A 23,977-nucleotide genomic window follows, 5' to 3' on the forward strand; every position below is an offset into this window, starting at 1 on the left:
GTGGGTTGAAATTTTAAATGAAACCATTATATAAATCATCATTTTTCTGTAAGTTAATCTGGAAAAACGATTTCGGAATTAAAAAATTGATTATTATTGTCTCAAATTGTGACAAAGAGATTTTATTGTATCAGAATTTAATTTTTTTGCTTCAGTTAAATTTGTTTCAGTATTAAAAACGCTTTGCAGCCTCATTAAAGGCCAAAATTTTCTTAAAAATCTGAAATAATTATCATGGTGTAAAATAAAAGCGTTTAATCTGATTTTACAATTAAGATTTCCTTTTATTTCTTTAATTTTCGGCTGTTTTTAAAGAAAATAAGCCTCAATTAGCAGAATAAAATGGTTATTTTTATGAATATTCCATTAATCGTGGGCAGAAATGGTCAGTTCATCGCATAATTACAACATTGTTAATTATCTGGTTTATTAACAGTTTGTCTGAATTTTAGATGTTCTTATTAGCCAGATTATTATTAGATATAAATGCAAATTTCATTTGCTTAGAATTACGTTTCAAATAGCCCTATAATTGTAAAGATTACAATTATTAATATCATTTTCTTTTGAAACAATGCAAAAAAAGCTACTTTTACGCTCATAAAAATTTATTAAACCCTAAAAAACTACAAACTCTTATGGTTAATCAGTCGCGTTTATTTCTAGGGAGCTGTTTCGCCTTGATTACTACAGCTTTTTCATTCAGTATTCGTGCAGGTATTCTTAAACAATTAGGGGCAGAATATGGCTTTTCAAACGAACAGCTAGGTACCATAAATCAGATGTGGTTCTTGGGCTTCCCCATCTCAATGATTGTAGGCGGATTAATTTACCAGGCAATTGGTGGTAAAAAAATTATGCAGTTTGCTTTTCTTTCACACACACTAGGCATTTTGCTTACTATTTATTCTGGAGGCAGCTATGCCGTATTATTGGTTTCAACGCTTTTTATTGGTTTGGGCAATGGCTGTACTGAGGCCGCTTGTAACCCGATGATTGCTGACGCGTATGAAGGTAACAAAATGAGTACCATGCTTAACCGTTTCCACATGTGGTTCCCTGGCGGTATCGTAATAGGTTCTTTGATTTCAAAATTCATGACTGACGCAGCACTACCTTGGCAGTCACAGATTTGGATTATTATGATTCCGACAATAATATATGCCTTTTTGTTTTGGGGCCAGTTATTCCCGCAATCTAAAACCATACAAGGCTCAAATAAATCAGCAAATTATAAAGTAAGTATTCCCTTCTTATCAATTGCCGTTTTGTTTTTCATCCTGTATTCGTTTTCCGATTCATTGGGCATTAGCAATTTGGCCGGTAGTTCAACATCCTTAATTTTATTTTCTGTTGCAATTGTAACTTTGCTAATAGGGGTTTATTCATTATTCGGAGGCCTCTTTTTGTTTATGTTTGTTTGTATGGCACTTACATCAATCTCAGAATTTGGCCCAGGACAATGGATTGATTTGATTTTGGGTAGTAGTGGAGCCAATCCAATGATTTTATTAGCTTTAACTACTGGTACAATGGCCATTGCAAGATTTTTTGCAGGTTCTATCGTTCATAGATTTGACCAGACAGGTGTTTTATTAGGTTCAGCAGTATTGGCAGCTATCGGACTTTACTTGTACAGCTCATTGACTGGAGATATTTTGTATGTAGTAGCTATTGTTTATGCCTGTGGTATTGCATTTTTCTGGCCAAATATGGTTGGCTTTATTGCCGATAAAATTCCGCAGAGTGGCGCTCTGGGTATGTCAGTAATTGGTGGTATTGGTATGTTTTCAAGCTCACTTTTTCAGCCAATTATTGGCCGCTGGATTGACGAGGCACATACACAAAAAGCAGCTGAAGGCTTAACTGGTAATGCACTTGAGCTTGCTGCTGGTCAAGCCACTCTTAGCACCATGGTGTTATTCCCACTTATACTGATTGTTGCATTTATAGGTTTATTTTTCTATATGAAAAACAGAAAAAAGATTGCTTAATTTAAGCATTGATCAACATATTTTCAGGAAAGCCTTGTTAATTCGTTTAACAAGGCTTTTTTGTTATTTTTGCTGCCAATTCAATTTTAACCTGGCTTATAAAGCAACCGGCTTTGAGTTTTCTTGCATATTATGTAACGAAACCATCAAAGGGTTGCCTATGCTTCAATACTATTAACAATGCTAACTATTTCTACCCCGGGCAGGATTTGCCTTTTCGGCGAACATCAGGATTACCTCGGCCTACCCGTTATTGCCGCTGCAATTTCACGCAGAGTACAGATGACAGGTCAACATCGCAGCGATAACAAAATCATAATACATCTGCCGGATATCGGCTCTGAATTGCAGATGGAAGTTTCTGCAACAAGAATGCCGTATCAGGAAAAACGAGATTATTTCAGAAGTGGTTATAACGTTTTGATTGACAAAGGGTTGAAGTTCTCTAAAGGCATTGAGTGTACGGTAAATGGAAATATACCTATCAATTCGGGTACCTCCAGTTCGTCGGCACTTTTGGTAACCTGGATTCATTTCCTGTCTAAGATGGCGGATAATCCAAATCAGTTTACATCGCAGGAACTCGGAGAACTGGCCTACACTGCCGAGATTGTAGAGTTTAACGAACCCGGAGGTATGATGGATCAGCTATCTACTTCAATAGGTAATGCAGTTTACCTTCAGTTTGAACCCAAAGTAGTTGTAAGAGAGTTAAAACCGGATCTGGGTACTTTCGTATTGGCCGATTCGTTAGAGCCGAAAGACACCATTGGTGTTTTAATGAGGGCCAAGTTTGCCAGGTTAGACCTCGTACAGAAAATCAGGCAGACTCTTCCATCATTTTCTTTGCATGATTTCAATACCTCCGGTCAGGAAGACCTCAAAAAGCTGTTAACGAACGATGAGTATGCCTTGCTGGGAGGTACATTGCGTAACAGAGATATTTTAAGAGAAGCGCTGGCATTATTTGAGTCGGGTGCAATGTCCAATGAGAAACTCGGGCAATTACTGACAGAGCATCATGGAATATTAAGAGACTTACTGCAGATTTCAACGCCTAAAATTGAGGCAATGATGGCGGCAGCTTTAGCGGCAGGGGCTTTGGGCGGTAAGATTAATGGCTCAGGCGGTGGCGGATGTATGTTCGTATATGCACCAGATGAACCAGAGAAAGTGGCAGACGCTATTAATGCAGTAGGAGGTAGAAGCTATATAATAAGAATTGACCGCGGAACTACAGCTCATATTTCATGAAATGATAAGAATCATAAAAGCCTATGATTTTTTTCTTCAAAATGTGCTTATTATATCCGTTTAATAATTATTTTTGTTTTCAAATTGTTGCTTTGCCTGGTTTTAAGGTACACCTCATCTGCAGAACTTGCCATTTTAGATTAGAATTATTGAATTTCAATATAGTTTTTCCCTAACTATCCTGGAACATAACAACCAATGAAAATACGTCAGACAAAGTTTGTTGATAATACCTGGAAAGAAATTTTGAAGCATGAAGGTTTTTCAAATCAGAAAGCCGGGCTTGTTCTTGCATTTGGCGAAAGAAAACTGTTAGATAGTTATAATGCTTTCTCTTTTCTTCAACAGGAGTTTCCGGCTGCAGAAATAATAATTAATTCAACTTCAGGTGAAATCTACGAAAACAGTGTTCATGATGATACAATCGTTGTAACTGCTATTGAATTTGAAAAAACCAGGGTAAAAACCGTAAAAATTGATATTGCAGACCATACCGAAAGTTTTAAGGCCGGCGAGACCATTGCACAGAGTCTGAAAGAAGATGACCTGGCCGCTATTATTGTGATTTCGGATGGGGGCAAGGTAAACGGTAGCAAGTTAATCGAAGCCTTGAATCTGGCGGTTGATACGGGCGTATCTATTTCAGGAGGCCTGGCCGGAGACGCAGGCAGGTTTGAAAAAACACTGGTAGGTCTAAACGAAAAACCAACTGAAGGCAGAATTGTAGGTATTGGCCTGTATGGTAAAGACCTGAAAGTTGGGCATGGAACAAAAGGCGGCTGGGATGTATTTGGCCCCGAAAGAGAAGTTACAGAGTCTGAATATAACGTCTTATATAAAATCGGAGAGAGTGCAGCTCTTGACTTGTACAAAGATTACCTGGGCAAGTATGCCAAAGATTTACCAGGTGCAGCACTGCTGTTTCCGTTATCGATTCGGGTAAAACCCGACTCTGAGCCTATTGTAAGAACCATTCTTACTATAGATGAAGAAAAGAAAAGTATGACATTTGCCGGCGAATTACCCAAAGGCGCTATGGTTAGGTTCATGAAGGCCAATTTTGACCATCTGGTTGATGCATCCGCTTCTGCTGCGCAATCGTCAGTTAAAAGCATCGGTAACAAACCTGAATTGGCTCTTTTGATTAGTTGCGTAGGCCGTAAATTGGTATTGGGACAAAGAATTGATGAAGAGGTAGAAGCAGCCAGAGATATTTTTGGCGACACAACCGTTGTCACGGGCTTTTATTCTTACGGAGAAATTTCGCCGTTGACACCCAATGCGCAATGCGAATTGCATAATCAAACCATGACCATTACCACTTTTTCAGAAAATTAATAGAATGGAGTTGGATAATATACATAGACTGCTAGCGAAACAGATAAAAAAACATTTGTCAGACGATTGTCTGAAGAATCCCGCCTTTCAGAATTTCATAAATGCTGTTAATGATTCATATCATGGTTTTGACAGAGATAAAGAACTTTCAGAGCACTCGGCACTGCTCAACGAGAAAGAGTTCTATGAAATTAATCAAAAACTGAAAAATGAGATTCTTCAAAGAAAAGAATCGGTTCAGAAATTGATTGAAGCCATTAATTTGCTTGAAACCCCTGAAAGCGACGCATCAAAGATTGACGACAATAATTTATCGTCGCTGGTTGACCTCCTCCAAAGACAGATTCATATCAGAAAACATATTGAGGCCGAATTAATTAATGCCAAAGAAGTGGCCGAAACCGCCACACAGGCAAAATCGGAGTTTTTGTCGATGATGAGTCATGAAATCAGAACTCCTCTGAACGCCATTATCGGGCTCACCTACCTGATGCAACAGGAAGAGCAGACGCCGTCTGTAATGGAAAACCTGAAAACCTTACAGTTCTCAGCCGAAAATTTACACTTGCTCATTAACGATATTCTCGATTTCAGCAAGATTGAAGCAGGTAAGGTGGATTTAGAAGAAATGCCTTTTGATTTGAAACTGCTGGTATCAAACATCAAAAAAGCCAATCAGGTAAAGGCTGAAGAAAAAGGCAACAAAATAAAACTGATGTTGGATGATGATATACCGGCCACTTTAATCGGCGATTCGTTAAGAATAGGGCAGGTATTGACAAATCTGGTGTCAAATGCCGTAAAGTTTACCTTGAATGGTAGTGTAACCATTGAGGTTTCGGTGGTAAAAAAAGACGAAGAAAAAGCAAGCATCTATTTCTCTGTAACAGATACGGGCATTGGTATTCCGTCAGATAAACAGAAACTGATTTTTGAGCGATTTGCACAGGCCAACTCAGAAACCACCCGCAAATTTGGTGGAACGGGTCTGGGGCTGGTAATTAGTAAAAAGCTGGTGCAGTTGCACAACAGCGACATTAATCTGGAAAGTGAGGTAGGCAAAGGAACCAAATTCTGGTTTACAATTGACTTGCGTATTGGTACTACCCTTAAGCAGCAGATAACATCTGCACTGACAGAAGATGACAACGATGTAAGTCTGGAAGGTGTGAAACTTTTACTGGTTGACGATTACTTTGTGAATATCAGAGTAGCATCTAAATTCCTAGAAAAATGGAAAGTTACTTTCGATACAGCAGATAACGGCCTTGTAGCGCTTGATAAGTTCAGAAACAATGAGTATGACCTCATTCTGATGGATATTCTGATGCCTGAAATGGACGGCTACACTGCCGCAGAGAAAATAAGAGAAACAGGAACCGAGATACCTATTATAGCCCTGACGGCATCTGCCACCATGAATAATCAGGACAGAGCCTTCTCCGTAGGTATGAATGACTACGTAACGAAGCCGTTCAATCCGAAAGAGCTTTATCATAAAATAGCAAAATATAGCGGCAGAATTTAATCTGCCGCTATATTATAATTTCATTGCGCCGTATCTAAAACCTACCTCTACTCAACCCTTTTTTCATAAGTAAATATAGTTGTTATATCATCTTCCTTAGTGTCAAGCTGATTTATAATACTTTTCTTAACAATTTTATATTTTTTGGTGAAGTATATAGTTGAATTATCATCTCCCGACTTTGATTTCCCTTCTATTTTTAAAGGCGCTAAATAAAGTTCTCCGTTTAAATAACCACCATAGCCATAAACCACCATATTTGGGAGCTTTACCACACTCTCTAAAGTTAAATGGTTGGAGTAAAGTGTGCTCCCTTCAGAAGTTTCTGCTTGCCATCTATAGCTGGTACGGTCCAGAAATTTTAAAAGTTCTGTATCGTTATATTTAAAGATGCTATCTATGTCAGTGGGCTTTATGTCCCTGTTGGGTCTTTTCAGATATTTGCTGACATTTTCGCCTATGAGCACTCTTACCATATCTACGTGTGAGGGTAAATATAAGATGTCTACTGTCTGATCTTTATATACATTATTAAAAACATCAGATTTAACAGGTACAACGGCATGATATTTAGTGCCACTTTTAAGTTTATATGATAATTGTAAATCATAATACTTTGGTTTTCTACCACCAGTTATACTCTTACCATCTGTAACTATCGCATCTTTTACGAGAATTCCTGTGTTTCTAAAGGCAGAATCTATCCTGTACCTACACCAGAATGAAAATAGTAAACCTGTGCCAATCACTGAGAGTATAACAATTACAATAAAAAAATCACTTTCGCGTGGCAAAGTCTCTTCTTCATCCTCATTAATAGAGTAAAGCATACGCCTTATACCAGTTGGTATCATATATCCTAAAGTTATCCCGATAGGGATAGAGGTTATATAGGGGTAAAACTCATACAAGTAAATAGGGGGAAATATCAGTATTAAAAGAAGTAAGCTAACAGCGATTATAAGACGCTTGTATTTTTTAGGTAATTGCATAAATTGTTATAGAGTTTAGGGTACCTTTAAAAGAGGATGCGATATCTGTATTAATTGGCAGGATGAGCCATCAGCAAAACTTTCGTCAATATACGAAGTAGGCTTTGTAAAAAAAAGATTACTTATCTATAAACTCTTTTTATAAATCTTCATGTAATATGAGAAGCAAAAAGCGACGAAGTAATTCAGTTTAACTGTAAATTGCCAACTATTTTGTAAATTAGTGGCACAGAGGCCATTTTGAAGGATAAATTGTGACACAAACCATTGTTATTGCAGAGTTTGGGGTAATCAGAAAAGCAAGTGATTTTCACTTGCCGGTTGATTCCTTTTCTGAGGTTTTTGTGTCTGATAAGGTATTTCTCCAGATAAAATCCTTTGTTTTCTCCTACGCCAACGATCTCCTTTTTACTTATGCTGCCCAGCGAGGTAAAGAACAATTGCGGGTGAAAAACTATGTGGGGCTTATTCCCATATCAGAGTCTGTTCAGATAGAAATTCTTCCGAAAACCGCGGCCGGTTCAACCAAAGAATCCCGGCAGATATTGTTAAAAATGCTCCAAAGGATACCGTCTTATCAGGTATTGTCTAAAGCACACGTAGCGGCCAGTCATTTGCCTTTGCTTGAAATCTATGCAGTGGTTTTTCAGGACGAACTGGAGAAACTCTTGCGAACAGGGCTGGGCAGAAAATACGAAAAAACAGAAACCAACGAAGCTTTCATTAAGGGCAAAGTATTGATTGCGAAAAACATGAGGCAAAACCTGATGAAACAGCACACATTCTATGTGTCGTACGATGATTTTGTTGATGATATACCACAGAACAGAATCCTGAAAACCTGCTTGTTCCGCTTGAAGGCTATGGCTTTCAGTAGCCTTACCAGACAAAGAATCTGGCAGAATCTTTCAGTTTTTGAAGGTATCAACTTGTCAGATAACCTGCACCGCGACTTTATTAAAAGCCATGTGCCGAACCCTCATTTTGAGCGGTACCAGCATTTGTTGCAGTGGGCAGGGGTTTTGTTAGCAAGGCAGTCATTTCTGCCTTTTTCAGGCAATTATAACCAGCTATCATTGTTGTTTCCTATGGAAGTGCTGTTTGAGAACTACATCGGTAGCTTATTCTATAAATATATTCCGGATACTTACCGGGTGAAGCTACAAGACAGACGCAAGCATCTGGTAATGAAGCACAAAGAAAATGCGAGGTTCAGGCTGATACCCGACATTGTGATTGAAAACGAAGCAGGCGAAGCCATGATTTTTGATACCAAATGGAAATTGATTGATGCTTCTAAAAACAAACATAACTACGGCATAGAGCAGGCAGATTTATATCAGATGTACGCCTACGGTAAAAAATACAATGCCCGGAAACTCTTTCTTATTTACCCGGCCAACGAAAATTTCAGAGAACCACTGGAGGTATTTGACTACGATGAAGACCTGGTACTGCACGTAATACCTTTCAACTTAATGAATGTTGGAAGCGACGAAGTAAGGAAACTTATGCTATAATAAGTTATTGGTACACAGGTGCTTTTAAACCAGAATTTTAATATCTTGCAATGAAACAATCAACCTAATTTGAACGATGCCTATTTTACTTACCTTGCTGGCTATCATTGCTCTTGTGGTTCTGGTAGCTTTCGTAAAGCTTGACACCTTCATTTCATTTATATTAATAGCTATTTCACTGGGTTTGGCAACAGGCATGAATGTGCCAGCCATTGGTAAAGCAATTCAGACGGGTATTGGCGGTACGCTGGGAGAGCTTATTTTGATTATCGGCTTTGGTGCCATGCTGGGTAAGCTGGTGGCAGAAAGTGGAGCAGCCCAACGCATAACCGATACACTTATTAGCATTTTTGGTAAAAAGTACCTGCAATGGGGTTTGGCACTGGCAGGGTTTATTATCGGTATTCCGTTGTTCTATAATGCAGGTTTTATTATAGTAATACCTCTTATCTTTTCCATAGCGGCTTCAACCAAAATGCCGATTTTGTATGTGGGTATTCCTATGCTTTCGGCTTTGTCAGTAGCACATGGTTATCTACCCCCGCACCCTTCACCGGCGGCTATTGCATCTCAATTGAACGCCAATGTAGGGCAGACCCTTATTTATGGTATTATTGTGGCTATTCCGGCCATTGCTATAGCCGGACCGATTTTCGGACGTACACTAAAAAAGTATAAACCTGAGATTGATACCACTTTATTCAGCCTGAAACCCGTACCTAAAGAAAAACAACCCAGTTTGTTTGAAAGTCTTGTAGTGGCACTGATGCCTGTTTTCTTACTGACCTTAACCTCGTTCATTAAAGGCTTTGCCCCCAACAACCAGATAGTACTCTTAATAGCTGAGCCTTATGTGGGTATGTTACTATCCTTATTATTGGCCATGTATTTGCTGGGTATTAAACAAGGCCATAGTATAAAAGTAGTAAGTAAGCAACTGGAAGAAGCTTTTAAAAGCTGTGCTGGAATATTACTCATCATAGCCGGTGCTGGCGCTTTGAAACAGATACTGAAAGACAGTGGTACCAGCGATTACATTGGCGCACAATTACAAGGTTTTGATATTAACCCTTTGATATTGGGCTGGACAATCGCGGCCGTATTACGCCTTTGTGTGGGTTCTGCTACGGTAGCCGGGTTAACGGCAGTAGGTATATTGGCTCCGCTGATTCAGAACCAGACAGGTGTAAAGCCCGAGCTGATGGTGCTTTCTATTGGTGCGGGAAGTTTGCTGTTTTCGCATCTCAATGATGGGGGCTTCTGGCTTTTTAAAGAATACTTCAATTTATCAATAAAAGATACTATCAAAACCTGGTCGGTTATGGAAACCATCGTGTCGGTAGTAGGCTTACTAGGCGTATTAATTTTAAATCTATTTGTATAAAACAGTATGATGACACCCGAAGAAAATCTGGCAAGACTGAATGTGGAATTACCACCACCACCCGCGCCAAAAGGCGTTTATAAACCTGCTTTAATAGTTGATAATTTTATATATGTGTCTGGGCATGGCCCGGTTCAAACAAGCGGCACACTTATTTTTGGTCGCGTTGGTGAAGATGTAGACATGGAAGGCGGCAAATTGGCGGCACGCCAGGTAGGGCTTACCATTCTGGCTACATTGAAAACTGCTTTAGGCAGCCTTAATAAAATTAAAAGGGTAGTGAAAATATTAGGCATGGTTAATTGTACCAGCGATTTCGGAAGTCACCCGTATGTAATCAATGGTTGCAGCGAATTGTTTGCCGATATTTGGGGTACTGAAAACGGCATAGGTGTACGCTCGGCAGTTGGAATGGGCTCATTGCCTGAAAATATTCCGGTTGAAATTGAAGTCATTTTTGAGTTAAATCAAGATTAATAAAATGCTTACTATCAATAAAGTTCATCACATTGCTATTATCTGTTCTGACTACGAGGTATCGAAGCATTTCTATACCGAAGTTTTAGGCTTGAAAATCGTTCAGGAAATTTATCGGGAAGCCCGGCAGTCATACAAACTTGACCTGGCCATTGGCCATAATTATGTAATTGAATTATTCTCGTTCCCAAGTTCACCGCCCCGGCCGTCTCGTCCTGAGTCTTGCGGTTTAAGACACCTGGCTTTTGAAGTGCCGAGTGTTGAAGAAGCAAAAGCGGCCTTAGAACAAAAAGGTGTTGCGGTTGAACCCATCAGAATTGATGAACACACTGGTAAAAAGTTTGCTTTCTTTGCCGACCCCGATGACTTACCACTTGAGATATACGAGCAATAATACTCATTGCCAATAAAAAATAAACTATGGATTGGTACAAAGTGAACAATGAGGGAGAATTGGATTCTCCCTCATTGTTGATATATAAAGAACGTGTTCAGGAGAACATCCGGAAAATGATAGACATTGCCGGTAATGCCGACCGGCTTTTTACACACGTGAAAACCAACAAAATGCCCGAGATTGTGAAATTGATGATAGCGCAGGGTATCAGTAAGTTTAAATGTGCTACCATTGCCGAAGCAGAAATAACCGCTATGGCAGGTGCCGGAATGGTAGTTATTGCCCACCAGTTGGTTGGCCCTAAAATCGGGCGATTAGTGCAGTTGAGCCGCTTGTATCCTGATGTGGTTTTTGCTTCTTTAATAGATTCGGTAGATGTGGCAAAACAACACAATGAAGTTTTTGGAGAAGCAGGGCTGGTATCAAACGTATTTCTGGATGTGAACAATGGTATGGACAGGTCCGGGCATTTGCTGGATGACAAAATTCTCGACTTGTATACGTATCTGGCTTCGCAACCCAACATAAAACTGCTTGGCTTGCATGTTTATGACGGACACCTTCGGGCAGATGATTTTGAAGAACGCAAGCATGAAATTGATGCAGGTTTTGTAGATGTAAAACACTTTCTGGAGGCCATTGAAGAGAAGGGGTTGCCCCAACCAATGGTAATAGCGGGTGGTACTCCGGCCTTTACTTCTCATGCTTTGCGTGCCGAAACCTTTTGCAGCCCGGGTACTTGTGTCTTGTGGGACTGGGGCTATGGCGATAAATTAACCGAGCAGCCTTTTGAATACGCCGCGCTTGTGCTTACAAGGGTGATTTCTAAACCACAAAAAGGCATTATAACCATAGATATGGGGCATAAAGCGATATCTGCCGAAAACCCTATTGATAAACGTGTCAGATTCCTGAATCTGACAGATTACGAACTTACAGGCCAAAGCGAAGAACACGGCGTTCTGAAAGTAAAAAACTGGGATTCTATAAAAGTAGGTGATGTGCTGTATGGCGTTCCGTATCATGTTTGCCCGACTGTGAACCTGTACGATGAAGCCTATGTGGTGGCAAACCATCAGGTAAATGATGTCTGGCAGGTGCTGGGCAGACGCAGAAAAGTAACTGTTTAAACTCAGCAGCACATAAATAAAGAGTGGGCCGTTTCAATGTTGCCCACTCTTTATTGTTTTGGTATATCAGAAAATCTGCCTTGCCACTGCTAAAGTTGTGTCAGATTTGCTCATGGTATAAAAGTGCAGCGCAGGTACACCGAAATTCATCAACTCACGGCATTGTTGGGTACACCACTCAATCCCTATTTGTTTGGCTTGTTTATCATTCTCGCAGGCTGCTATTTCTGTTCTGAACGCCCCGGGCATATCAAGAAAAAACAACTTCGGCAATACATCTAATTGCTTTTTGGTAGATAATACCTTCAAGCCAGGTATAATAGGTATAGTAATACCTTCTGCACGGCAGCGATTTACAAAGTCAAAATATTTCTGGTTATCAAAAAACATCTGGGTAACCACGTAGTCAGCTCCTGCGGCTATCTTACGCTTCAGATTTTCAATGTCTTGGTCCAGCGTCTCGGCCTCAAAGTGTTTTTCGGGGTAAGCTGCCACACCAATACAGAAACTGCTGGCGCTCAGGTATTCAGACTCGTCATGCAGGTACTTCCCCTGATTCATGTCTTTAATTTGTGTTACCAGTTCATTGGCATACAAGTGGCCATCTTCCTTGGCAATAAATGAGGTATATGGTTTAGCAAAATCACCTCTCAAAGCCAGTACGTTTTCAATGCCCAGGTAATTAAGGTCTATCAGCAGATCTTCGGTTTCATCTTTACTGAACCCCCCACATAATACATGAGGCACGGGGTCAATGTTGAACTTGTGCATAATAGAAGCACAAATACCTACGGTGCCGGGTCTTTTACGCACTTTTATTTCCTTAAGTTGTCCGTCCGGCTGAGGCTTGAAAATATATTCTTCCCTGTGGTAGGTAACGTCAATAAACGGTGGCTTCAGTTCCATCATTGGCTCAATTGACTTCAGCAAATCATCAATATTGCTGCCTTTTACCGGCGGAATGATTTCAATTGAAAAAACGGGTTTGTCCGTTGCGTTGTTTAAATGTTCTATTACCTTAGCCATTGTTCTTGAATTGAGAATATGTCTTTTATTTAAGGCAAAAATAGATATATTATTTATTGAAACAAATTTTTTCAGTTAAATTATCTTTATTGGGTGTGGTTGGTAGTTTTTATATCGTATTTGTATGTTAATTCTCATGGTAAGTGCAATTTTAATTAAAAGCTAAACAGGTTTTGTTTCTGATGTTTAGCAAAATAAGTATCTTGCAATGCTAATTTTATATTTTTTACAATTTTCAAAAACTAATTTTTTAAGATGAAAAGACTATTAACACTACTGATTGTTGGCATTTTTGCCATTTCTTTTGATGTTTCTGCACAAACAACTACAACCGCTGCTGCGCTTGACACCGTGGCTGCCAAAAGTTATGTAGGTAAATATAAAATGAAAGATGCTCCTTTTGAAGAAATAATTGTAACGTTGAAAGACGGTAAGCTCATTGGTGAAGCCGTTGGGCAAGGCGTGGCGGACCTGGCGCCTACCAAAGAACCTGATGTATTTGAAGTAGTTGGCTACGATGGAAAACTGGAGTTTGTTAAAAATGACTCAAAAATAGTTACCAAAATAAAGCTGACTATTCAGGGGTCTACATTGGAGGGAGATAAACAGCCCTGAGTAAAATTTTAATTGCCATACTTACGTTAAAGCCTGAGAGCCATTTCTATGGTCTCAGGCTTTTTAATTACATACTCAAACATTTTTCTTATTTTTGTGGATAAATAAGACAAAGGATACTCAATGGAATATGGACAGCAACCTTATTGCTCTTTCTGCGGTAGAGGAAAAAGCGAAGTTGAACTCTTAATATCTGGCACCGAAGCCAATATCTGCAATTTTTGTGTAGAGCAGGGGCACCAGCTTGTGCAACAGGAATTGCACGGAGTTGTGAAGAAAGAAAAGAAAAAGAAGTCAGCAGACTCGCCTAAATTTGACCTCAAGCCCCCCATAGAACTGAAAAAGCATCTTGACCAGTACGTAATTGGGCAGGATGAAGCCAAAAAGGTTTTAAGCGTAGCGGTTTATAATCATTATAAACGCCTGATGCAAAACAGGCGTGATGATGATGTAATGATTGAGAAGTCGAACATAATTATGGTAGGAGAGACCGGAACCGGCAAGACCTACCTGGCACGTAATATTGCCAAAGTATTACAGGTACCTTTTGCCATTGCTGACGCCACTGTGCTAACAGAGGCAGGTTATGTGGGCGAAGACGTAGAAAGTATTTTGAGCAGACTTTTACAGGCCGCCGATTATAACGTTGAACTGGCCGAAAGAGGAATAGTTTATATTGATGAGATTGATAAAATAGCCCGTAAAAGTGACAACCCGTCTATAACGCGTGATGTAAGCGGTGAAGGTGTGCAACAGGGTTTGCTGAAATTGCTGGAAGGCTCAGTTGTAAGTGTTCCGCCGGAAGGTGGAAGAAAGCACCCGGAGCAAAAGATGGTGCAGATAAACACCGAAAACATATTGTTTATCTGCGGCGGGGCTTTCGATGGTATAGACCGCCACATAGCCAAGCGTATTAATACCCACCCGATTGGGTTCTCTAATGATGCCAAACGCCTGGAATTGCTGGAAAGCACCAGCTTGTTGCGTTTCGTTACGCAACAGGATTTAAAATCTTTTGGTCTTATACCTGAATTGATTGGTCGTTTGCCTTTGTTGACTTATCTGAACCCGCTCGACAAGGACGCCTTGAGCCGTATCCTGATAGAGCCTAAAAATGCACTGACCAAGCAATATAAGAAGCTTTTTGCTATGGAAGATGTAGCCCTTGAGTTTGCACCGGACGCCCTGGATTACATTGTAGGGAAAGCCATGGAATACAAGCTGGGAGCAAGAGGATTACGCTCTATCTGTGAGGCAATCATGACAGACATCATGTTTGAGATTCCGTCAAACAAAGAGGTAAAGAACTTCACAATTACGCTAGAATACGCACAAAATAAATTTGAGCGCTCGGCGTTCTATCAATTGAAACTGGTAGCGTAATTTTTGGGATATTTCATCAAACCCTGTAAAGCCGGTCAATAAGCTTTACAGGGTTTTTTGATGCCCGGTATTTTTGGCTGCCTCTACCCTGATATTTTTCTTAAAAAGCTATTATACTATGTTAAGAACGCTTCCATTTGTACTGGTTTTGCTGCTTGTGTTGGGTTGCAAACGAGAGTACGCCCGTTTTCAGAACTCAATTCCGGATCATTATCTGAAGCCTGAAAAACAAAATGTCGCCTCAGCTTTAAAGGCTGGTACTGTTGCACCGCATGAAATGGAAAAAATGGCTCCGATGCCCGCGCCAGCCATCGAAAATTTAACAGCTAATTATACCCCGCCCTTGCCTACCATAAAAAATGAGGTAAACCATAAAACAGATTGGTTGCCAAAGGGGTTATTGAAGAAGAACAGTAAAATAGATGAGCACCAGAAACCGCGTCTTTTTCAAAAACCCGAGAAAAAAGGCATATTTCAGAAGAAGAAATCAAAGAAGAAAAGGGGAGGGTTAAGCCATAAAGCATTTGTGCGGCTTGAGATTGGGCTGGTGTTACTGGGCTTTGCCGTTATTTTTGCATTGTTGCACATCAATATACTAGCCATAGTTTTCGGCTTGTTGTCGGCATTTATGATCATACGCGCATTGCGGAAACTGTTTTAATTGAGTAAAACTAAAAAACCGGAAAATATGAATGTTATTCTGATTCATGGCTTTGGCGAAGACCACATCATCTGGAACAAGTTTATCAGCCTGCTTCCCCGAACATATACTTATGTAACACCAGATTACAGCAAACTTACCAATTGCACATCTATTGACGATTATGCAGACTGGCTGAAAGATGTGCTGGATGAACGCAAAGAAGAAAAATGCGTGTTGATAGGGCATTCTATGGGTGGGTACATAGCACTGACTTTTGCTGAAAAATACCCGGAGTGGTTACAAGGTCTGGGGCTGTTTCATTCCTCTGCTTACCCGGATGATGAAGAACGAAAAGCAACTAGATTAAAGACCATTGATTTTATTGAAAAACACGGCTCAGCTGAGTTTATCAGAGATTTTTATCCGAAAATGTTTACAGATGATTTCAAGAAAAAAAGTAAAACCCTGATTGATAGTCAGATGGAACGTTACAGTTCAATTCCGGAAAAGGCCATGACAAACGCACAGATGGCCATGCGGAATCGCCGGGATACTACGGCAATTCTGAAAAATGCCGGATACCCAACTATGATTATTGCAGGTGAAGAGGATAAGTTTGTAACGGTTTCGGCAGCTGAGGAGCAAATAAAGCTTTTAAAGATGGGTTACACTGGTATACTCGGTGGAGTAGCTCATGCCGGAATGTTTGAAAGACCCGAAGAATGCGCCAGGATTGTGGCTGAATTTCTAACCGCTTGTGCCGGGGTAGACACACGCTATGGCGGAGGTGGCCAATGATAATCAAATGGTAAATCTTCACCTTACCAGCCTCTTTTCCGCGTTAAAGTTACTTTGTTAGATATTTTATGAGATATAAGGTAGTATTTCTCACGACAAAGTACTTCATTAAGCCGGGCAATCAGTATTTATTGTACTTTTATGGTATCAATTGCATTTGTAATCATTGTTAAACTGATTAGAAAATGAGCTTTGCCAACTACATACCCTGCGACACCCTTAAACCTTTTGTAAGACTACTGGCAATATCAGAATCAATAACCTTGCAAAGCTGTTGTTTACCAGCAAAAGCCCTCTTGAAAAGCGGTTCAGAAAAACAGTAGGCGCGTCTCCTAAAAAATTTGCAGGTATTGTTCGTTTCAATGCCTTGCTCAAAAATCATACTGACCAAAAAACACTAACCGAATTGGGTTTAGAGGCAGGTTATTTTGATCAGGCTCATTTTATTCATGATTTCAAGGCATTTACAGGCGAAACCCCTGAAGCTTATTTTCAGCACAACAAATAATCTTTCGTAATTCATTTCCACTATGCAAATATATCTGAAGGAGCCTCCAAAAGGTTCCTTTTTGTTTAAATGGCCTTTCTACCGGGGTATTGGCAAATTAAAATATGGTTATTTTTACTTATATTTGTATAAAGTCGTTTTATAACTGAACCAGTTAACCGCAAATTATATGAAATGGGCTTACAGTATCGAACAAAAAGTAAAAGCCGCTATGGGGCTGACAGTCATTTTTGTGTTTTTGTTTATCAAAAATGTTTCAGATAAACATCATTTTAACGAATTAGGCGATAGCTTCTCTGCAGTGTATGAAGACCGGCTTATGGCTGAAAGCTATATCTATGAGCTATCTAATCACCTTTCCAGAAAGAAATTACTGGTAGATGACTGTAACACCAAAGAAGAAATAGCCCAGATAAAAGATAAAATAAAACAGCACAACCAGTCTATAAACGCCTTGATAGTGTCTTACGAAAAGACGAAATTAACAGCAACAGAAGAGGTACTTTTTAAGGATTTTAAAAAGAAAATAGCGCATGGACTGTCGCTTGAGCAAAAGCATATTTATCGGGCAGGTGTTTACAATTCAGAAAACGTGAAATACATACTGGATGAAGCGTTTTACGGTGCGCTGAATACGCTCAACCACTTGTCGAACATCCAGATTACAGAAGGGGAGAAGCTGAATAAAACATCGCAGAGAATAGTGTTAGGCTCAGCATCAGATACCCAGTTTGAGCTAACGCTGCTGATTGTTCTGGGTACCATCATTCTTACGCTTATATTTTCATCCAGGTCTACTATGCCTAAAACACCTCAGAATCCATCATTAAACTAAACCAGGCTAAAAGCAAAAGCCCGGTGTTCATGAGAGCGCCGGGCTTTTGCTTTAAAAATTTGGTTCCTCTGTTTGACAGAACTTACGCTTTCAATCTGAACACTACTCCACCCAAAGGCGGCAATGATATTTCAATAGAGTTATCTTTACCATGCAAAGGTATTGCTTCGGTATTAACACTACCGTTTAGTAAACCGGTGCCCCAGTACTTCTGGTTATCGCTATTAAAGACTTCTTCATAAATACCCGTTTCAGGTACGCCAATCCGATATGGAGAACGAGGTACAGGCGTGAAGTTGAGTACTACAATTACAGTGTCTTTTTCATGCAAACCTTTACGGGCATACACAATCACGGCATTTTCGCGGTCGCTTGTATCAAGCCATTCAAAACCATCTGGCGAAAACTGCTTTTCAAACAAGGCTACTTCTCCTCTATACAAACCGTTCAGGTCTTTTACCAGCTCTTTTATCCCTTTATTGGGTTGGTTTTCTAACAGATGCCAATCAAGGCTTTTGGCGTAGTTCCATTCGGCATATTGGGCAAATTCGCCACCCATAAATAGCAATTTTGCTCCTGGGTGTGTAAACATATAAGTAAACAATAAGCGAAGGTTTGCAAATTTTCTCCATTGGTCGCCAGGCATTTTTTCAATCAATGACCCTTTGCCATATACCACCTCATCGTGCGAAAGCGGCAACATAAAGTTTTCAGTAAAAGAATATACAAGGCTGAAAGTTATATCATTCTGATGCCATTTCCTGAACATAGGGTCTTTAGCAAAATAGCGAAGGGTATCGTGCATCCAGCCCATCATCCATTTCATGCCAAAACCCAGCCCGCCGTTATATACCGGTCTTGAAACACCCGGGAAAGCCGTAGACTCTTCAGCCACGGTCTGCACATCAGGGAAACTCCTGTAAATCTCTTCATTTAGCTCTTTCAGTAACGATATCACTTCCAGGTTCTCGCGGCCTCCAAAAATATTAGGTACCCACTCTCCGGCTTTACGTGAGTAGTCACGGTAGAGCATAGATGCCACGGCATCAACCCTCAGGCCATCAATATGAAATCTATCGAGCCAGAATAAAGCATTGCTGATTAAGAATGAGCGTACTTCAAAGCGTCCGTAATTAAAGATGTAACTCTTCCAGTCGGGGTGATAGCCCTGCCGTGGGTCTTCATGCTCATACAGCGAGGTGCCGTCAAAACGATAAATACCATGTGCGTCGCTGGGATAATGAGACGGCACCCAGTCTAGCAGAACCCCGATTCCGTTGATGTGCAGTTGTTCTACCAGATACATAAAGTCTTGCGGTGTACCAAAGCGGCTGCTGGTGGCAAAGTATCCGGTAATCTGATACCCCCACGAAGGCTCATAGGGGTGTTGCATCACAGGCATAAACTCTACGTGCGTAAAGCCCATGTCTTTCATATAAGGCACCAGCGAATTAGCAATTTCTCTGTAACTGAGTCGGCGTTCCGGGTCGCTCGGGTCACGTTGCCATGAGCCCAGATGCAGTTCATAAACCGATATAGGGGCGTTCAGTGCATTGTTACGATGCCGTGTCTGCATCCAGTCTTTGTCCTGCCATTCATACCAGTTATCCCATACTACCGAAGCGGTTTTTGGGGGTATCTCCCAATGCAGGGCGTAAGGGTCTCCTTTTTCAAGGTCTTCACCTGTATTCGACGAAATAAAATATTTGTAAACCTCACCATTGCCAACGTTCGGTATCCAACCTTCCCAGATGCCTGAGCTGTCCCAACGCGATGCCAGCGGGTGTGAGCCACGCTCCCAACCATTAAAGCCACCAATAACCGACACGTACCGGGCATTAGGAGCCCAGACAGCAAAGTATGTGCCCACCACACCCTGGTTTTCAATCACGTGCGACCCCATCTTTTCATACAAACGATAATGTTTGCCTGCCTTGAAAAGATTAATGTCAAAATCTGTAAACAAACTGAATGATTCTACGTTCTTGAAACTGGGGGTTTCCGGGTTAGATTCTTCTGTATTCGGTGTAGAAGTCTTTTTCTTTGCCATAGGTTAAAGCCAATGAGGTTTTGTTTTTTCCAATAGGTAAAAATAGAGCAGTGGTTCTACAATTCCAAGAAGCGAAGTATATTTGTCTTGTAAATCTTATTTAGTGAAAAAAAGGAAGAACGCTGCTAATCCGGATACTTAAATCTCTTAATAATATATTGTATGGCTGCACCATTAGCTGAGCGCCTGCGTCCGAAAAAACTGGAAGATTACCTGGGACAGGAACACATTTTAGGGAAAAACAAACCCCTCCGTAATGCCATTGAGGCCAATCTGGTGCCATCCATGATTCTATGGGGCCCGCCGGGTACAGGCAAAACCACACTGGCTTTGCTGATAGCCGAAACCACCAAAAGGCAGTTTCATCAGTTAAATGCTGTTAGTTCGGGTGTAAAAGAATTGCGCGAGGTAATCGGCCGGGCAACAGGCTTGTTTCCCCCCATTGTGTTTATTGATGAAATTCATAGATATAATAAATCACAGCAGGATTCTCTGTTGCTGGCCGTTGAAAAGGGGCAGATTACCCTGATTGGCGCTACTACCGAAAACCCGTCTTTTGAGCTTAATAGTGCGGTGTTGTCACGTTGCCAGGTTTATATATTAGAGTCTTTCGGGGAAGATGAACTAAAAGCGCTGACCGACAGAGCCATACATGAAGATGTAATTCTGAAAGAAAGAGATATAAAAGTGGAATCGTATGATGCCCTGATGCGCATTTCGGGTGGTGACGGGCGAAAGCTGTTGAACCTGATTGAAATTATCAGCTTTTCGTTTCCTGTAGATACACCCATAGTGATTACTGATGATCTGGTAGAAGAGGTAGCGCAGCGGAACATTGCCCGGTATGATAAGTCAGGTGAGCAGCACTATGATATTATTTCGGCGTTTATTAAGTCAATGAGGGGTTCTGACCCGAATGCAGCCGTTTACTGGATGGCCCGCATGATTGTGGCCGGAGAAGACCCCGAATTTATAGCCCGCCGTATGCTGATTCTGGCGTCGGAGGATATTGGCAATGCCAACCCAACGGCTGTAATTATGGCCAATAACTGTATGCAGGCCGTAAAGACTGTCGGTTACCCTGAGTGCCGTATTATCCTTTCACAAACCGCTATTTATCTGGCTACATCGCCTAAGTCTAATGCTTCTTACATGGCTATTGAAAATGCCATTGCACTGGCCGAGAAAACGTCTCACCTGCCTGTACCTTTAGCGTTGCGCAATGCCCCAACCAAACTGATGAAGCAGATTGGTTATGGCAAAAACTATAAATATGCACACAACTATGAAGGGAATTTTACAAAGCTGAATTTCTTGCCTGATGAACTGAAAGGTACCAAACTTTATGAACCCAGTAACAATGCCAGAGAAAACGAGATTCGTAGGCAATTGCAGGCATGGTGGGCGGAATGGTACGGGTATTGAAATTGCCAACAACAGATAAAAAGCCTTGTCCATTCGCATAGACAAGGCTTTCTTCAAGTCCCTTTAGGGACGATATATCGGTAGAAATCTAAAAGAATACATTTCCAAGTCCTGTAGGGACGTTATATTAATATACTATCCCTACGGGATATTCAATCTCTTTCTACTGGTTTTATCTACAGATATAGCATCCCTAATGGGATATTAAATATCGATTTTATCAATTTTCTCGCCAATGTAACATTATTATGAGGGACTACATATCGTACAAATGTTATCCTAAATACCCTTACAAATTCCCTTTCTTCAACTCTTTCACAGCATAATCAGCTGCTCTTGCTGTCAAGGCCATATAAGTAAGTGATGGGTTTTGGGTTGAGGTTGAGGTCATACAGGCGCCGTCGGTGACGAATACGTTTTTGCACTCATGCAAGGCATTCCATTTATTCAACAATGACGTTTTAGGGTCTTTGCCCATTCTTACACCACCCATTTCGTGGATGTCCAGCCCCGGTGTCCGGTTCGAATCGTTGGTTCGGATATTCTTGAAGCCTGCTTTGGTGTACATTTCTGTTAATTGCTCGAAGAAATCCTTTACCATCTTGCGGTCGTTGTCGTCATAATCTACCGAAATACTTAATTGTGGTATCCCCCAGGGGTCAAGCTTCGATTTATCCAATCTAACATAGTTGCTCTCTTTGGGTATGGTCTCACCCATCATGTGCGAACCTACACTCCATACGTTGTTCAGGTACGGATTCAACAAGCCTTTTTTCAGGTCTTCTCCCATACCGCTTCTGTCGTCACGCATGTATCGACCCGCCTGAAAACCAGAGGCGTAGCCACGCAGAAAGTCTGTCTCCTGCTTGAATACATTACGGAAACGAGGTATATAAGGAGAGTTTGGCCGGCGACCATCGGTGGTAGAGTCCAGAAAACCCTCATAATCGGCATTGATAGTGGCCGTGTAATTATGAAAAGCAATGTATTTGCCCAATAAACCATTGTCATTACCTAATCCATTTGGGAAACGGCCGGATATTGAATTCAACAATATCAGATTTGAGTTCAGGGCCGCAGCATTTACAAAAATGATACGGGCATAGTACTCGGTCATTTGTTTCGTGTTCGAATCAATCACTCTAACACCGGTTGCTTTGCCTTTTGTTTCATCATAAATGATTGAATGTACAACCGAATCGGGGCGTAAAGTCATTTTGCCTGTTTTGGCAGCCCAGGGTAAAGTAGAAGCATTGCTGCTGAAATAACCACCGAACGGACAGCCCCGCTCACAGATGGTACGGTGCTGGCATTTGGCTCTGCCCTGGTCCAGGTGTACCTTTTTAGGTTCGGTAATATGTGCACAACGTCCCATAATAATGTGGCGGTCGTTATAATTTTTGGCAATCTGCTGGCTGAAATACTTCTCTACGCAGTTCATCTCATGCGGTGGCAGAAACTCACCGTCTGGTAAGCTGGCCAAGCCGTCTTTATTGCCCGATATGCCTGCAAACTTCTCTACATAGCTGTACCACGGAGCTATATCTTCATACCCAATAGGCCATTCTACGGCAAAGCCGTCACGGCCGGGGCCTTCAAAATCGTATTTCGACCAGCGTTGTGTCTGGCGCGCCCATAGCAATGACTTACCACCCGTCTGGTATCCGCGAATCCAATCAAAAGGTTTTTCCTGTACATAAGGATGCTCAGCATCTTTTACAAAAAACTGTTCGGTACCTTCATAAAAAGCATAGCATTTGCTTACAATGGGGTTGGCGTCTCTTACCTCTTTTTTCAACTGACCGCGATGCTCAAACTCCCACGGTTGCATCATGGTGGTAGGGTAATCGGTTACGTGTTTTACCTCGCGGCCACGTTCCAGCACCAGGGTTCTCAAACCCTTGCCTGTTAATTCTTTGGCTGCCCATCCGCCGCTGATACCCGAACCGATAACGATGGCATCAAATGTTTGTGCTTTTACTGAATCAATATTAAAATATGACATAATAACAGTGCGTTTCAAATTGAGTTAAAAAAGAATTATGATTTTACCGGCACACAACCATGATAACGCCCCGGAATAAATTCATGCACGCGCAGGTTGGTCATTACATATTCAGAGTTTAGGTAGCCCTGAATAGTCAAATTTTTCACCAGTCTGATAAATCCTTTGTCCGTTTCATTGTCCGATACCGCCATTTTGTTTAGAATTGCCAGCCTTTGTTTGGTGTCGGCCTCAGTAAACGATTTTGAGTACTCGCTCGCTGCCAGGGTATCTACTTTTTGCAGACCCTTGGTAAAGGTATTCTGTGCGTTGGCGTCAAAACAGTCGGCTACCATTAGCGTAACAAATTTGTTTAAATTCAGTTCTTTGGCGCCGGGCGTATCAGTTTTAGGGATGATTGCCTCCACTATTTCGGCCAATAAGGCTTCTTGTGAAGAAGAAAGAATCAGATTTGGCTGATGAAGGGTTTCTTTGCTCCAGGCATTGGCCCATGACGGCAATACAAGGGTGCTTCCTATGCTGAGTGCAAATGTTTTTAGAGCTGCTCTACGTTGCATTATTCAAATAGATAAAATTTTCAAAAATCAAGGCTTTAAAAGTACTCTTAACAGCCAATAAATTAAACCTGATAAAAGCGCTTAAAATTATATGAATGTTAAATAAATGAAGGTTTTT

Annotated in this window: 21 protein-coding genes; 16 read left to right on the forward strand and 5 right to left on the reverse strand. The window is 40.9% G+C overall.

Annotated features, from left to right (window positions below; translation table 11 throughout):
- The first annotated feature begins 638 nt into the window (after nucleotides 1-638).
- The 4 genes from MB380_RS04540 to MB380_RS04555 all read left to right on the forward strand — a co-directional run bounded on the left by MB380_RS04540 (nucleotide 639) and on the right by MB380_RS04555 (nucleotide 6,114).
- Nucleotides 639-1,994, forward strand: coding sequence for a sugar MFS transporter (locus MB380_RS04540; RefSeq protein ID WP_253535525.1), 1,356 nt, complete (start codon nucleotides 639-641; stop codon nucleotides 1,992-1,994).
- 180 nt (nucleotides 1,995-2,174) lie between these two features.
- A complete protein-coding gene (locus MB380_RS04545; protein ID WP_253533629.1) occupies nucleotides 2,175-3,248 on the forward strand; it encodes a galactokinase family protein in 1,074 nt (357 codons plus the stop codon).
- A 198-nt stretch (nucleotides 3,249-3,446) separates the two neighbouring features.
- Nucleotides 3,447-4,586: an FIST signal transduction protein gene (locus tag MB380_RS04550; protein ID WP_253533630.1), complete on the forward strand. Its 1,140-nt coding sequence runs from the start codon at nucleotides 3,447-3,449 to the stop codon at nucleotides 4,584-4,586.
- A gap of 4 nt (nucleotides 4,587-4,590) precedes the next feature.
- Nucleotides 4,591-6,114, forward strand: a complete 1,524-nt coding sequence (locus MB380_RS04555) for an ATP-binding protein (protein ID WP_253533631.1) — start codon at nucleotides 4,591-4,593, stop codon at nucleotides 6,112-6,114.
- 47 nt (nucleotides 6,115-6,161) lie between these two features.
- Here MB380_RS04555 and MB380_RS04560 read toward each other — a convergent pair whose 3' ends face one another.
- Entirely contained in the window at nucleotides 6,162-7,106 is a 945-nt protein-coding gene (locus MB380_RS04560; protein WP_253533632.1) for an OapA N-terminal domain-containing protein, read from the reverse strand.
- Nucleotides 7,107-7,360: 254 nt separating this feature from the next.
- On the opposite strand from MB380_RS04560, the gene MB380_RS04565 reads away from it, so the two are divergent.
- The 5 genes from MB380_RS04565 (at nucleotide 7,361) to MB380_RS04585 (ending at nucleotide 12,014) form a co-directional block, all read left to right on the forward strand.
- On the forward strand, nucleotides 7,361-8,626 hold the full coding sequence (locus MB380_RS04565; RefSeq protein ID WP_253533633.1) for an McrC family protein: 1,266 nt from the start codon (nucleotides 7,361-7,363) through the stop codon (nucleotides 8,624-8,626).
- A 76-nt stretch (nucleotides 8,627-8,702) separates the two neighbouring features.
- Nucleotides 8,703-10,010: a gluconate:H+ symporter gene (locus tag MB380_RS04570; protein WP_101727524.1), complete on the forward strand. Its 1,308-nt coding sequence runs from the start codon at nucleotides 8,703-8,705 to the stop codon at nucleotides 10,008-10,010.
- Between the two features lie 6 nt (nucleotides 10,011-10,016).
- Nucleotides 10,017-10,487 carry a RidA family protein gene (locus MB380_RS04575; protein ID WP_253533634.1) on the forward strand — a complete coding sequence of 157 codons (471 nt, stop codon included), beginning with the start codon at nucleotides 10,017-10,019 and terminating at the stop codon, nucleotides 10,485-10,487.
- A 4-nt stretch (nucleotides 10,488-10,491) separates the two neighbouring features.
- Nucleotides 10,492-10,881: a VOC family protein gene (locus tag MB380_RS04580; RefSeq protein ID WP_253533635.1), complete on the forward strand. Its 390-nt coding sequence runs from the start codon at nucleotides 10,492-10,494 to the stop codon at nucleotides 10,879-10,881.
- Nucleotides 10,882-10,907: 26 nt separating this feature from the next.
- A complete protein-coding gene (locus MB380_RS04585; RefSeq protein ID WP_253533636.1) occupies nucleotides 10,908-12,014 on the forward strand; it encodes a D-TA family PLP-dependent enzyme in 1,107 nt (368 codons plus the stop codon).
- A 66-nt stretch (nucleotides 12,015-12,080) separates the two neighbouring features.
- Here MB380_RS04585 and metF read toward each other — a convergent pair whose 3' ends face one another.
- A complete protein-coding gene (metF, locus tag MB380_RS04590) occupies nucleotides 12,081-13,040 on the reverse strand; it encodes a methylenetetrahydrofolate reductase [NAD(P)H] (RefSeq protein ID WP_253533637.1) in 960 nt (319 codons plus the stop codon).
- A 255-nt stretch (nucleotides 13,041-13,295) separates the two neighbouring features.
- Here metF and MB380_RS04595 point away from each other — a divergent pair, with 255 nt between their 5' ends.
- From MB380_RS04595 to MB380_RS04620, 6 genes are all read left to right on the forward strand, one after another.
- The gene (locus tag MB380_RS04595; protein WP_101727529.1) at nucleotides 13,296-13,655 is read left to right on the forward strand and encodes a hypothetical protein; all 360 of its coding nucleotides are present in this window, start codon (nucleotides 13,296-13,298) and stop codon (nucleotides 13,653-13,655) included.
- Nucleotides 13,656-13,778: 123 nt separating this feature from the next.
- Nucleotides 13,779-15,038: an ATP-dependent Clp protease ATP-binding subunit ClpX gene (gene clpX / locus MB380_RS04600; RefSeq protein WP_253533638.1), complete on the forward strand. Its 1,260-nt coding sequence runs from the start codon at nucleotides 13,779-13,781 to the stop codon at nucleotides 15,036-15,038.
- A 118-nt stretch (nucleotides 15,039-15,156) separates the two neighbouring features.
- Nucleotides 15,157-15,699 (forward strand): hypothetical protein, encoded by a 543-nt coding sequence (locus MB380_RS04605; protein ID WP_253533639.1) that lies wholly within the window; start codon nucleotides 15,157-15,159, stop codon nucleotides 15,697-15,699.
- 27 nt (nucleotides 15,700-15,726) lie between these two features.
- Nucleotides 15,727-16,479 (forward strand): alpha/beta fold hydrolase, encoded by a 753-nt coding sequence (locus MB380_RS04610; protein ID WP_253533640.1) that lies wholly within the window; start codon nucleotides 15,727-15,729, stop codon nucleotides 16,477-16,479.
- A gap of 274 nt (nucleotides 16,480-16,753) precedes the next feature.
- Nucleotides 16,754-16,987 carry a helix-turn-helix domain-containing protein gene (locus tag MB380_RS04615; protein WP_253533641.1) on the forward strand — a complete coding sequence of 78 codons (234 nt, stop codon included), beginning with the start codon at nucleotides 16,754-16,756 and terminating at the stop codon, nucleotides 16,985-16,987.
- 169 nt (nucleotides 16,988-17,156) lie between these two features.
- Nucleotides 17,157-17,822 (forward strand): MCP four helix bundle domain-containing protein, encoded by a 666-nt coding sequence (locus tag MB380_RS04620; RefSeq protein WP_253533642.1) that lies wholly within the window; start codon nucleotides 17,157-17,159, stop codon nucleotides 17,820-17,822.
- An 82-nt stretch (nucleotides 17,823-17,904) separates the two neighbouring features.
- Here MB380_RS04620 and glgB read toward each other — a convergent pair whose 3' ends face one another.
- Nucleotides 17,905-19,872, reverse strand: coding sequence for a 1,4-alpha-glucan branching protein GlgB (glgB, locus tag MB380_RS04625; RefSeq protein ID WP_253533643.1), 1,968 nt, complete (start codon nucleotides 19,870-19,872; stop codon nucleotides 17,905-17,907).
- 162 nt (nucleotides 19,873-20,034) lie between these two features.
- Here glgB and MB380_RS04630 point away from each other — a divergent pair, with 162 nt between their 5' ends.
- Nucleotides 20,035-21,297, forward strand: coding sequence for a replication-associated recombination protein A (locus MB380_RS04630; RefSeq protein ID WP_253533644.1), 1,263 nt, complete (start codon nucleotides 20,035-20,037; stop codon nucleotides 21,295-21,297).
- 289 nt (nucleotides 21,298-21,586) lie between these two features.
- Here MB380_RS04630 and MB380_RS04635 read toward each other — a convergent pair whose 3' ends face one another.
- Nucleotides 21,587-23,302 (reverse strand): GMC oxidoreductase, encoded by a 1,716-nt coding sequence (locus tag MB380_RS04635; protein ID WP_253533645.1) that lies wholly within the window; start codon nucleotides 23,300-23,302, stop codon nucleotides 21,587-21,589.
- Between the two features lie 35 nt (nucleotides 23,303-23,337).
- Nucleotides 23,338-23,859 carry a gluconate 2-dehydrogenase subunit 3 family protein gene (locus MB380_RS04640; RefSeq protein ID WP_253533646.1) on the reverse strand — a complete coding sequence of 174 codons (522 nt, stop codon included), beginning with the start codon at nucleotides 23,857-23,859 and terminating at the stop codon, nucleotides 23,338-23,340.
- Between the last annotated feature and the right edge of the window lie 118 nt (nucleotides 23,860-23,977).

It is taken from the genome of Emticicia sp. 21SJ11W-3 (genome assembly GCF_024138715.1).
Taxonomy (GTDB): Bacteria; Bacteroidota; Bacteroidia; order Cytophagales; family Spirosomataceae; genus Emticicia; species Emticicia fluvialis.

What these genes read in the sequence shown, in the direction of transcription:
- MB380_RS04540 (WP_253535525.1), top strand. Translation starts at nt 639, where the DNA reads ATGGTTAATCAGTCGCGTTTATTTCTAGGGAGCTGTTTCGCCTTGATT.
- MB380_RS04545 (WP_253533629.1), top strand. Translation starts at nt 2,175, where the DNA reads ATGCTAACTATTTCTACCCCGGGCAGGATTTGCCTTTTCGGCGAACAT.
- MB380_RS04550 (WP_253533630.1), top strand. Translation starts at nt 3,447, where the DNA reads ATGAAAATACGTCAGACAAAGTTTGTTGATAATACCTGGAAAGAAATT.
- MB380_RS04555 (WP_253533631.1), top strand. Translation starts at nt 4,591, where the DNA reads ATGGAGTTGGATAATATACATAGACTGCTAGCGAAACAGATAAAAAAA.
- MB380_RS04560 (WP_253533632.1), bottom strand. Translation starts at nt 7,106, where the DNA reads ATGCAATTACCTAAAAAATACAAGCGTCTTATAATCGCTGTTAGCTTA.
- MB380_RS04570 (WP_101727524.1), top strand. Translation starts at nt 8,703, where the DNA reads ATGCCTATTTTACTTACCTTGCTGGCTATCATTGCTCTTGTGGTTCTG.
- MB380_RS04575 (WP_253533634.1), top strand. Translation starts at nt 10,017, where the DNA reads ATGATGACACCCGAAGAAAATCTGGCAAGACTGAATGTGGAATTACCA.
- MB380_RS04580 (WP_253533635.1), top strand. Translation starts at nt 10,492, where the DNA reads ATGCTTACTATCAATAAAGTTCATCACATTGCTATTATCTGTTCTGAC.
- MB380_RS04585 (WP_253533636.1), top strand. Translation starts at nt 10,908, where the DNA reads ATGGATTGGTACAAAGTGAACAATGAGGGAGAATTGGATTCTCCCTCA.
- metF (WP_253533637.1), bottom strand. Translation starts at nt 13,040, where the DNA reads ATGGCTAAGGTAATAGAACATTTAAACAACGCAACGGACAAACCCGTT.
- MB380_RS04595 (WP_101727529.1), top strand. Translation starts at nt 13,296, where the DNA reads ATGAAAAGACTATTAACACTACTGATTGTTGGCATTTTTGCCATTTCT.
- clpX (WP_253533638.1), top strand. Translation starts at nt 13,779, where the DNA reads ATGGAATATGGACAGCAACCTTATTGCTCTTTCTGCGGTAGAGGAAAA.
- MB380_RS04605 (WP_253533639.1), top strand. Translation starts at nt 15,157, where the DNA reads ATGTTAAGAACGCTTCCATTTGTACTGGTTTTGCTGCTTGTGTTGGGT.
- MB380_RS04610 (WP_253533640.1), top strand. Translation starts at nt 15,727, where the DNA reads ATGAATGTTATTCTGATTCATGGCTTTGGCGAAGACCACATCATCTGG.
- MB380_RS04620 (WP_253533642.1), top strand. Translation starts at nt 17,157, where the DNA reads ATGAAATGGGCTTACAGTATCGAACAAAAAGTAAAAGCCGCTATGGGG.
- glgB (WP_253533643.1), bottom strand. Translation starts at nt 19,872, where the DNA reads ATGGCAAAGAAAAAGACTTCTACACCGAATACAGAAGAATCTAACCCG.
- MB380_RS04630 (WP_253533644.1), top strand. Translation starts at nt 20,035, where the DNA reads ATGGCTGCACCATTAGCTGAGCGCCTGCGTCCGAAAAAACTGGAAGAT.
- MB380_RS04635 (WP_253533645.1), bottom strand. Translation starts at nt 23,302, where the DNA reads ATGTCATATTTTAATATTGATTCAGTAAAAGCACAAACATTTGATGCC.
- MB380_RS04640 (WP_253533646.1), bottom strand. Translation starts at nt 23,859, where the DNA reads ATGCAACGTAGAGCAGCTCTAAAAACATTTGCACTCAGCATAGGAAGC.